Origin of the sequence: Streptomyces sp. NPDC048297, assembly GCF_043201585.1 — a bacterium.
GTDB lineage: Bacteria > Actinomycetota > Actinomycetes > Streptomycetales > Streptomycetaceae > Streptomyces.
Genome location: NZ_JBICZA010000009.1, coordinates 50,455 through 60,180, shown reverse-complemented (window position 1 = coordinate 60,180; position 9,726 = coordinate 50,455). Strand labels below are relative to the sequence as shown.

Annotated in this window: 9 protein-coding genes; 4 read left to right on the top strand and 5 right to left on the bottom strand. The window is 70.3% G+C overall.

The features are described from left to right. Positions 1-140: 140 nt before the first annotated feature. The gene (locus tag ACGFYV_RS12190) at positions 141-1,718 is read right to left on the bottom strand and encodes a S8 family serine peptidase (RefSeq protein ID WP_393878269.1); all 1,578 of its coding nucleotides are present in this window, start codon (positions 1,716-1,718) and stop codon (positions 141-143) included. Positions 1,719-1,782: 64 nt separating this feature from the next. After that, positions 1,783-3,324, bottom strand: coding sequence for a S8 family serine peptidase (locus ACGFYV_RS12185; RefSeq protein ID WP_393878268.1), 1,542 nt, complete (start codon positions 3,322-3,324; stop codon positions 1,783-1,785). 283 nt (positions 3,325-3,607) lie between these two features. Between ACGFYV_RS12185 and ACGFYV_RS12180 the strand changes: the two genes are divergently transcribed. From ACGFYV_RS12180 to moaA, 3 genes are all read left to right on the top strand, one after another. Continuing rightward, positions 3,608-3,964, top strand: coding sequence for a DUF485 domain-containing protein (locus ACGFYV_RS12180; protein WP_393878267.1), 357 nt, complete (start codon positions 3,608-3,610; stop codon positions 3,962-3,964). Then, entirely contained in the window at positions 3,961-5,586 is a 1,626-nt protein-coding gene (locus ACGFYV_RS12175; RefSeq protein WP_393878266.1) for a cation acetate symporter, read from the top strand. Before ACGFYV_RS12180 ends, ACGFYV_RS12175 begins: the two co-directional genes overlap by 4 nt. Before the next feature lie 161 nt (positions 5,587-5,747). After that, entirely contained in the window at positions 5,748-6,737 is a 990-nt protein-coding gene (gene moaA, locus ACGFYV_RS12170; protein WP_393878265.1) for a GTP 3',8-cyclase MoaA, read from the top strand. Between the two features lie 132 nt (positions 6,738-6,869). On the opposite strand, the gene ACGFYV_RS12165 is transcribed toward moaA, so the two are convergent. Together ACGFYV_RS12165 and ACGFYV_RS12160 are read right to left on the bottom strand one after the other, a co-directional pair. After that, the gene (locus ACGFYV_RS12165; protein WP_393878264.1) at positions 6,870-7,076 is read right to left on the bottom strand and encodes a hypothetical protein; all 207 of its coding nucleotides are present in this window, start codon (positions 7,074-7,076) and stop codon (positions 6,870-6,872) included. A gap of 216 nt (positions 7,077-7,292) precedes the next feature. Next, complete coding sequence (locus tag ACGFYV_RS12160) at positions 7,293-7,736, bottom strand: DUF3099 domain-containing protein (protein ID WP_393878263.1); 444 nt, start codon at positions 7,734-7,736, stop codon at positions 7,293-7,295. 249 nt (positions 7,737-7,985) lie between these two features. Between ACGFYV_RS12160 and ACGFYV_RS12155 the strand changes: the two genes are divergently transcribed. Further along, positions 7,986-8,270, top strand: coding sequence for a GlsB/YeaQ/YmgE family stress response membrane protein (locus ACGFYV_RS12155; RefSeq protein ID WP_393878262.1), 285 nt, complete (start codon positions 7,986-7,988; stop codon positions 8,268-8,270). Between the two features lie 164 nt (positions 8,271-8,434). Here ACGFYV_RS12155 and tyrS read toward each other — a convergent pair whose 3' ends face one another. Continuing rightward, complete coding sequence (tyrS, locus tag ACGFYV_RS12150) at positions 8,435-9,703, bottom strand: tyrosine--tRNA ligase (RefSeq protein ID WP_393878261.1); 1,269 nt, start codon at positions 9,701-9,703, stop codon at positions 8,435-8,437. Positions 9,704-9,726 lie beyond the last annotated feature (23 nt).

The window sequence follows — 9,726 nt, the reverse complement described above, 5'->3', positions numbered from 1 at the left end:
TCGGCCGTCACCGGACCTCATCGGCCGTCACCGGACCTCATCGGCCGTCACCGGACCTCATCGGCCGTCACCGGACCTCATCGGCCGTCACCGGACCTCATCGGCCGTCACCGGACCGATTCAGTCCCCTCCGGACGGCCCTACCTGGTCACCGCGGCCAGTGCGTCCGCCGTGCCCCAGCCGTAGAAGCCGTTGTGGTTCTTCGACCCCTGGCACACCGCGTCGACCTTGCCGTCACCGTTGATGTCGTACGGATCCGTGCACGGTGTGGCGTTGGCCTCCGCGTACAGCAGCGCCTTCACCAGGGAGGCGGGCGCGTGCGGATGGGTTGACTTGATCAACGCGGCCACGCCGACGACGTGCGGCGTCGCCATCGACGTACCGGCCATGTAGCCCCACTTGCCGCCCGGCAGCGGGCCCAGGATGAGGCCGCTGGTCGCCGGGGGTGCCGGCGTCTGGTAGGCCGTCGAGTCGCCGCCCGGGGCCGCGATGTCGATCACGCCGAGGCCGTAGTTGGAGAACGACGACTTCAGGCCCTTCGCGCCGGTGGCGGCCACGGTGACCACGCCGGGCAGCTGGGTCGGTATGTCGAAGCACTTGTGCGGGTCGACGACGCGGTCCGACGGGGTGCCGTCGTTCGGCGAGACCGGGTCGGTGATCGAGTGCGACGCGAGGTCGTAGTTCTCGTTGCCCGCCGCGGCGACGTTGACCGTGCCCTTCTTCTCCGCGTACAGCGAGGCCCGGGTGATGGCGTCGACGAGCGCCTTCTGGTCCGGGTCGTCGGCGCAGTTGAAGTACCACGGGTCGGTGTAATAGCTGTTGTTGGTCACGTCCACGTGGTGCTCGGCCGCCCACATGAAGCCGCAGACGACGGCCTCCGTGTAGAAGTACCCGTCCGGGTTCGCGACCTTGATGCCCGCCACCCTGACGCCCGGCGCCACGCCCGTGACGCCCACGCCGTTCTTCGCCGCCGCGATCTCACCGGCCACGTGCGTGCCGTGCGGGCTCTCCGCCGCGCTCGGCCGCCAGGCGCCGTCCGTCGTGTCCGGCTTGCCCGACACGCAGTTGGCGGACGCCTCGCGGTCGAAGTTGGGCGCGATGTCCGGGTGGGTGTCGTCGACGCCCGTGTCGATGACGGCGACCGTGACGTCCCGGCTGCCCAGCGTCTTCTCGTGCGCCTTGTCCGCGTTGATGGCCGGCAGGTCCCACTGGAGCGGCTCCAGCGGATCCTGTCCCGCGCTCGCCTGCCGGTCGGCCGCGGCGACCTCGGCGGCGCTCAGCACCTTCGGCGTGCCCATGTCGGTGGTGGACTGCGCGGGCAGGGGCGTGTGCCGGGTGGCACCGGCCGAGTCGACCCCGTCGACCCTGCGGATCACCTTGGCGAAGTCCGGGTTCGAGGAGTGGACGACGATCACGCCGATCCGGTCGTACGAGATCACCACCGATCCGCCGGCCTCGGTGACGGCCTTCTTCACATGGGCCGAGATTCCTCGCCCGGGGCGGACGTTGACGACATAGCTGAGCGAGGGGCCGTCGGCGGCTGCCGCGCCGGAGACGGAAGTGGCGGCGGAGACGGAAGTGGCGCCGGAGACGGAGGCGGCGGGCGTGACGTCGGCCGCGGACGCCGTGACGTCGGGCAGGAACGCGAGAGCCGTGGCCATGGCCATCCCGACCGGGATCACCAGGGCGCGGCGGTAGCGCGGCTGGGGCGCTGTCATGTGTCTGTCTCTCCAGTTCGTTCGCAGTACGAGTGTGCCGTGCGGGAAGCCGGATCGGCGCGGGCTACCTGACCGCGCGCAGCGCGTCGACGACGCCGAAACCGTAGAAGCCGTTGACGCGCTCGCCGCCGACGCAGGTCGCGTCCACGACCCCGTCGCCGTCCCCGTCGTAGGGCCCGCTCGGGCAGCCCGGGTTGTCCGCCTGGGCCTTCAGGAGGGCCTGCAGCTGGGCGGGGGTGGCGTGCGGGTGGGCCGACTTCAGCAGCGCGGCCACGGCGGCCACGTGCGGGGACGCCATCGACGTGCCCTGGAGGAAGCCGTACTGGTCGTTCGGCAGCGTGGACAGGATGCGGCCGTTCTTCGACGGCGTGTCCGGGATCTGGAACTTGTCGCCGCCGGGTGCCGCCACGTCGATGACACCCCGGCCGTAGCTGGAGTAGTACGACTTGGCGCCCTTGACGCCCACCGCGCTCACGGTGACCACACCGGGCAGCTGGGTCGGCACGTCGAAGCACGTGTGCGGGTCGACCGTCCGGGGAACGGCGGTGGAGTCGTCCGGGCTGGAGTCGTCCGCGAGCGCGTCCGCGTCGAGGTCGTCGTTCGAGTTGCCCGCCGAGGCCACATTGAGCGTGCCCTTGCGCTGTGCGTACTGCTGGGCCCTGTTGACCGCGTCGACTATGGCATGTTGATCGGGGTCGTCCATGCAGTTGTACAGCCACGGGTCCACGTAATAGCTGTTGTTGGTGACCTCGATGCCGTGGTCGGCGGCGAACACGAAGGCGCAGACGACGCTCTCCGGGTAGAACAGCTGCGTCGAGTCGGGCTGGGCGACGGTGATGCTCGCGACCTTCACCCCGGGGGCGACCCCCGCGACGCCGATGCCGTTGCGGGCCGCGGCTATCTCGCCCGCCACATGCGTGCCGTGGTAGTGGTCGGCGTCCACCGGCCGCCAGGCGCCGTACGTCGTGTCCGCCTTGCCGCTGACGCAGTTGGCGCTCTGCGAGGCGGAGAAGTTCGGGGCGATGTCCGGGTGGGTGTCGTCGACGCCGGTGTCGATCACACCGACGGTCACGTTCCCGCTGCCCGGGTTGACCTTGGCGGCCTTGTCGGCGCCGATCGCCCGCAGGTCCCACTGGTCGGCCTCCAGGGGCTCCTCGCCCGCCGTCGCGGCCCGGGAGACCTTCGCCGCCTGCGCCTTCGACAGGACCTGGACCGCACCCTCGTCCGTGGTCCCGGCCGCGGTCAGCGGCGCGGTCCGCGTCGCACCCGCCGAGTCCACGCCCCGCACCGCGCGCATCCGCCTGCCGAAGTCGGGATTCGCGGAGTGGACGACGATCACGCCGATCCGGTCGTAACTCGCCACCACCGTGCCGCCGTTTCGGGTGATGGCCTGCCGCACCGACGTGATCGTGCGGTCGTCCGTCCTGGTGTTGACCACGTACGCGAGGCCGGGGCCGTCCGCCGCCCGCGCCGCCGTGACCGCCGGAGTGGCCGCCGGGGTGGCCGCCGCCGAGGCCGCCATGGGCAGGAAGCCGAGCGAGGCGGTCAGGGACAGCACGACCGGCACGGCGAGCGCGAGCCGACGTCTGGAGCGCAGATGAGCCATGGGATCTCCACATCATCCGGATACGAAACCGCCCGAGACACAGGTGGTGCTCGGGCAGGTACATGACGGGCGGTGCAGGGCGACGCTAATCCCCGCAGGGTGATCTCCGAAAGAGTCCAGCGGACTTGAACCGCGCCGCGCGTGGCGCCGTGACCGTGAAAGGAGGCGCCATAAAGATCGTGCCCCCACCGGAATCACAGAACGGAGTGGAAACATGACTCCACGTCACGTGGTTCCCGTCCTGTGAGGTCAGAAGCGTATGCCCGTGACGCGAGGAGACTCCATGGCAACCGAGACACCACCCCCCGCGAATTCCCAGGCCCATCTTCCGTCCACCGAGGAGTTCACCCAGGTCGAGCAGAGCGCGGAGTTCGGTGAGCTGCGTCGCGCCTACCGCTCCTTCGCCTTCCCCCTGACGATCGCCTTCATCGCCTGGTACCTGCTGTACGTCCTGCTCTCCAACTACGCGGGCGGCTTCATGGGCACCAAGGTCGCCGGCAACATCAACGTGGCCCTCGTCCTGGGCCTCGCCCAGTTCCTCACCACGTTCCTCATCGCCTGGTGGTACGCCCGGCACGCCGCCGCCAAGCTCGACCCCAAGGCCGAGGCCATCAAGTCCCGGATGGAGGGCGGCGCATGAGCCCCGCACCACACGCCCTGCTGGCCGCCGGCGAGGCGACCCAGCACCGGCCGCTGATCATCACCCTGTTCGCGGTGTTCGTCGCCGCGACCCTGGTCATCACCGTCTGGGCCGGCCGCCAGACCAAGGACGCCGCCGACTTCTACGCGGGAGGCCGCCAGTTCACCGGCTTCCAGAACGGCCTCGCCGTCTCCGGCGACTACATGTCCGCCGCGTCCTTCCTCGGCATCGCCGGCGCCATCGCCCTGTTCGGCTACGACGGCTTCCTGTACTCCATCGGCTTCCTGGTCGCCTGGCTCGTCGCCCTGCTCCTGGTCGCCGAACCGCTGCGCAACTCCGGCCGCTACACCATGGGCGACGTGCTGGCATACCGCATGCGGCAGCGCCCGGTCCGCACGGCCGCCGGCACCTCCACGATCGTCGTGTCGATCTTCTACCTGCTCGCCCAGATGGCCGGCGCCGGCGTCCTGGTCTCCCTGCTGCTCGGCATCACCAGCGACGGCGGCAAGATCGGCATCGTCGCCCTGGTCGGCCTCCTGATGATCGTGTACGTCACCATCGGCGGCATGAAGGGCACCACCTGGGTCCAGATGGTCAAGGCCGTCCTGCTCATCATCGGCGCCCTGCTGCTGACGTTCCTGGTGCTGCTGAAGTTCCACTTCAACATCTCGGACCTGCTCGGCCAGGCCGCCGACAACAGCGGCAAGGGCTCGGCGTTCCTGGAGCCCGGCCTGAAGTACGGCGCCACCGGCACCACCAAGCTGGACTTCATCTCCCTCGGCATCGCCCTGGTCCTCGGCACCGCGGGCCTGCCGCACATCCTGATCCGCTTCTACACGGTCCCCACGGCCAAGGCCGCCCGCAAGTCCGTGATCTGGGCGATCGGCCTGATCGGCGCCTTCTACCTGATGACCCTCGCCCTCGGCTTCGGCGCCGCCGCGCTGATCAAACCGGACGAGATCATCGCCTCCAACAAGGCGGGCAACACGGCCGCGCCCCTGCTCGCCCTGCACCTCGGCGGCGTCGACTCCAACTGGGGCGCGATCCTGCTCGCCACCATCTCCGCGGTCGCCTTCGCCACCATCCTCGCGGTCGTCGCGGGCCTCACGCTCGCCTCTTCCTCGTCGTTCGCGCACGACATCTACGCGAACGTCATCAAGAAGGGGCAGGCCACCGAGAAGCAGGAGATCAACGCGGCCCGCTACGCCACCGTCGGCATCGGCGCCGTCTCGATCGTCCTCGGCGCCCTCTCCCGCGACCTGAACGTCGCCGGCCTGGTCGCCCTCGCCTTCGCGGTCGCCGCCTCCGCGAACCTGCCGACCCTCCTCTACAGCCTGTTCTGGAAGCGGTTCACCACCGCGGGCGCCCTGTGGTCGATCTACGGCGGCCTGGTCAGCGCCGTCGGCCTGGTGCTGTTCTCGCCCGTCGTGTCCGGCAAGCCCACCTCGATGTTCCCCGACGTCGACTTCCACTGGTTCCCGCTGGAGAACCCCGGCATCATCTCGATCCCGGTCGGCTTCCTGCTGGGCGTCGTGGGCACCCTGCTGTCGAAGGAGGAACCGGACGCCGGCAAGTACGCGGAGCTGGAAGTCCGGTCCCTGACCGGCACCGGAGCGCACTGACGTTTCGTACGGACGGCCGCGTCGTGAGGGCTCGTACGGTCCTACGACGCGGCCGCGTCGCACCTCGTAAGATCCGGCGACTGTCGTTGTCAGTGCACTCGCGTAGTCTCGCAAGTGACGGAAGACGAATTCCGCACGGAGGATCGAGGGAGGGGGCCCGCGTGCTCATCGACACCTACGGCCGAGTGGCCACCGACCTGAGGGTCTCGCTGACCGACCGGTGCAATCTGCGGTGCACGTACTGCATGCCCGAGGAAGGGCTGCAGTGGCTCGCCAAGCCCGACCTGCTCACGGACGACGAGATCGTCCGCCTCATCGACATCGCGGTCCGCCTGCTCGGCATCGAGGAGGTCCGCTTCACCGGCGGCGAGCCGCTGCTGCGCCCCGGCCTGGTCGGCATCGTCGAGCGCGTCGCCGCCCTCGCCCCGCGCCCCCAGACGTCCCTCACCACCAACGGCATCGGCCTGGCGCGCACCGCGTCCGCCCTCAAGGCGGCGGGCCTGGACCGGGTCAACGTCTCCCTGGACACCCTCCGTCCCGGCGCCTTCAAGGCCCTCACCCGCCGCGACCGCCACAAGGACGTCATCGAAGGCCTCCGGGCCGCCCACGACGCGGGCCTCACCCCGGTCAAGGTCAACACGGTCCTGATGCCGGGCCTGAACGACGACGAGGCCCCCGACCTGCTGGCCTGGGCCCTGGAGCACGCGTACGAACTGCGCTTCATCGAGCAGATGCCCCTGGACGCCCAGCACGGCTGGAAGCGCGAGGGCATGGTCACCGCCGGGGACATCCTGGCCTCCCTGCGCACCCGCTTCGACCTCACCCCCGAGGGCGCCGGGGAGCGCGGCTCGGCCCCCGCGGAGCGCTGGCTGGTGAACGGCGGCCCCCAGCGGGTCGGCGTGATCGCCTCGGTCACCCGCCCCTTCTGCGCGGCCTGCGACCGCACCCGCCTCACCGCCGACGGCCAGATACGCACCTGTCTGTTCGCCACCGAGGAGACCGACCTGCGTGCCGCCCTGCGCTCAGGCGCCCCCGACGAGGAGATCGCCCGGATCTGGCGCGTGGCGATGTGGGGCAAGAAGGCGGGAGCGGGCCTGGACGACCCGTCGTTCGTGCAACCGGACCGCCCGATGTCCGCGATCGGCGGCTGAGCCACCCGAACCGGCCGTCCTCAGCCCTGAGCTGCTTCAACTCTGAGCTGCTTCAGCCCTGAGCCGCTTCAGCCCTGGGCCGCTTCAGCCCTGGGCCGCTTCAGCCCTGGGCCGCTTCAGCCCTGGGCCGCTTCAGCCCTGGGCCGCTTCCCAGTCCTTGAGCGTGACCACGTCCTTCAGGAACCCCCGGACGCCGAGGAACTGCGCGAGATGCTCCCGGTGTTCCTCGCAGGCGAGCCACGTCTTGCGCCGCTCCGGCGTATGGATCTTCGGGTTGTTCCACGCCAGCACCCACACGGCGTCGGCACGGCAACCCTTCGCAGAACAGATGGGACTCACAGGCTCGTCTCACAAAAACGCGTGCAAACAAGGCGACGCCGAGCAGCCACGGGGGGAGCTGCCCGGCGTCGGTCTGTCGCTCCGACGGGGGATGCGGAGCGCGTACGCAGTATGTCACGGGTGACCCGTCGCCCGGCACCGGAACTGCATGATTGATCTGAGGATTTCTTGAGGTTGGCGGGATGCCGGCTTCCGCTTTTTCCGCCTTCGCCGTGGTCAGGCCCGCTCGGGCCGTTCACCGCGCGCACCGCCCGCCGGACTCGGAGGGGCGTCGTCCGCGGCGGTCCCCTTCTCCGCCGCCTTCGCCGTCCCCTGCTCCGTCCCCTTCTCCGTCTCCTGCTCCGTCTCCTGCGTACGCGGCGGAGCGATCATCGGCCGCGTCGGGCCCGCCACGAACGTGGACGGAAGGGACGGTGGCCGCTCCCGGCCGGCGTTCGCGACGACCACCGCGATGTAGGGGAGCAACGCCCCGAGCACCAGCGCCACGATGGCGACGTACCGCTCCACGTTCCACAGGGAGACAGCGAGGATCACCGAGACGGTGCGGATCCCCATCGAGATGACGTACCGCCGCTGCCGTCCCCGGACGTCCTCGGCGAGCCCCGTCCGGGCGCCGGTGATCCGGAACACCTGGACGCTTCCGCCGTGCTGCTTCCGCATCAGATTCCACCATCCGCCCGCATCGGACTCTCCCCGGCCCGCACCCCGTCCAGGCCTGGCGGGGAACCGGGCCGGAACACGTTCCACGGTACGCCGCGCCCGCCCCGCCCACGAGAGCGGGGTCGCCTCCTGCCTGCGTGAACGCGGCCGGCGGGGGGGCGCGCACGGGGGGGCGCCCGGAATGCGCTGAACGGCGGATCGACCCAGACTGGCCGTAATGCTCACGTCGAGCCGTACGAGGAGGCAGCCATGGGCTGGTTGTGGGCGATCATCGTGGGATTCGTGCTGGGCGTCATCGCGAAGGCGGTCATCCCGGGCAAGCAGCACAGTCCCCTGTGGCTGACGACCATCTGCGGCATTCTCGGTGCCATCGCGGGCAACGCGATCGCCCGCGCGCTCGGCGTCGCGGAGACCCGGGGCATCGACTGGAGCCGGCACGCCTTCCAGCTCGTCGCCGCGATCATCATCGTCTTCGCCGTCGACATGCTCTACATGGCCACGCTCGGCAAGAGGAAGCAGCGGCAGCGCGTCTGAGCCTCGCAGCGCGTCTGAGGCTCGTCGCGTGTCTGAGCCTCGTCGCGCGGGCGTAGTCGCGCGGGGTGTACGTCGCACAGGGCGGGCGGCCACGGCACAACCGCACCGCAGCCGCCCACCCCGCGCGCTCACGCTCACCTCGCGCACGTCAACGCCCTACGGCGCTACGCGGACACGACCTCCACGGCGGCGAGGTTCTTCTTCCCGCGCCGCAGCACCAGCCACCGCCCCTGGAGCAGGTCCTCCTTCGCCGGTACGGCGTCCTCCGCGGCGACCTTCACGTTGTTCACGTAGGCGCCGCCCTCCTTCACGGTCCGCCGCGCGGCGGACTTGCTGGCGACCAGCCCGACCTCCGCGAGCAGGTCGACCACCAGGCCCAGCTCGGTGACCTGGATGTGCGGCACCTCGGACAGCGCCGCGGCGAGCGTCCCCGCGTCCAGGTCCGCCAGCTCGCCCTGGCCGAACAGCGCCTTGGACGCGGCGATCACGGCGGCCGTCTGGTCGGCCCCGTGCACCAGCGTCGTCAGCTCCTCGGCGAGCGCGCGCTGAGCGGCCCGCGCCTGCGGACGCTCCTCGGTCTGCCGCTCCAGCTCCTCCAGTTCCTCACGGGACCTGAAGGACAGGATCCGCATGTAGGTGGAGATGTCACGGTCGTCCACGTTCAGCCAGAACTGGTAGAACGCGTACGGCGACGTCATCTCCGGGTCGAGCCAGACGGCGCCGCCCTCGGTCTTGCCGAACTTGGTGCCGTCCGCCTTGGTCATCAGCGGGGTCGCCAGGGCGTGCGCCTCGGCCTCCGGCTCCAGCCGGTGGATCAGGTCGAGGCCGGCCGTGAGGTTGCCCCACTGGTCGCTGCCGCCCTGCTGGAGCGTGCAGCCGTACCGCCGGTACAGCTGCAGGAAGTCCATGCCCTGCAGGATCTGGTAGCTGAACTCGGTGTAGCTGATGCCCTGGTCGGACTCCAGGCGGCGGGCCACGGAGTCCTTCGTCAGCATCTTGTTGACGCGGAAGTGCTTGCCGATGTCCCGCAGGAACTCGATCGCGGACAGGCCCTCGGTCCAGTCGAGGTTGTTGACCATGACCGCCGCGTTCTCGCCCTCGAAGGACAGGAACGGCTCGATCTGGGCGCGCAGCCTGCCCACCCAGCCGGCCACCGTCTCCGGCGCGTTCAGCGTGCGCTCGGCGGTCGGGCGCGGGTCACCGATCAGGCCCGTGGCGCCGCCGACCAGCGCCAGCGGCCGGTGCCCGGCCTGCTGGAGCCGGCGCACCGTGAGCACCTGCACCAGGTGCCCGACGTGCAGGGACGGCGCGGTCGGGTCGAAACCGCAATAGAACGTGACGGGACCGTCCGCGAGCGCCTTGCGCAAAGCGTCCTCGTCGGTGGACAGGGCGAACAGCCCACGCCACTTCAGCTCGTCGACGATGTCCGTCACGGTTCTCGTGTCTCCTTGATGAT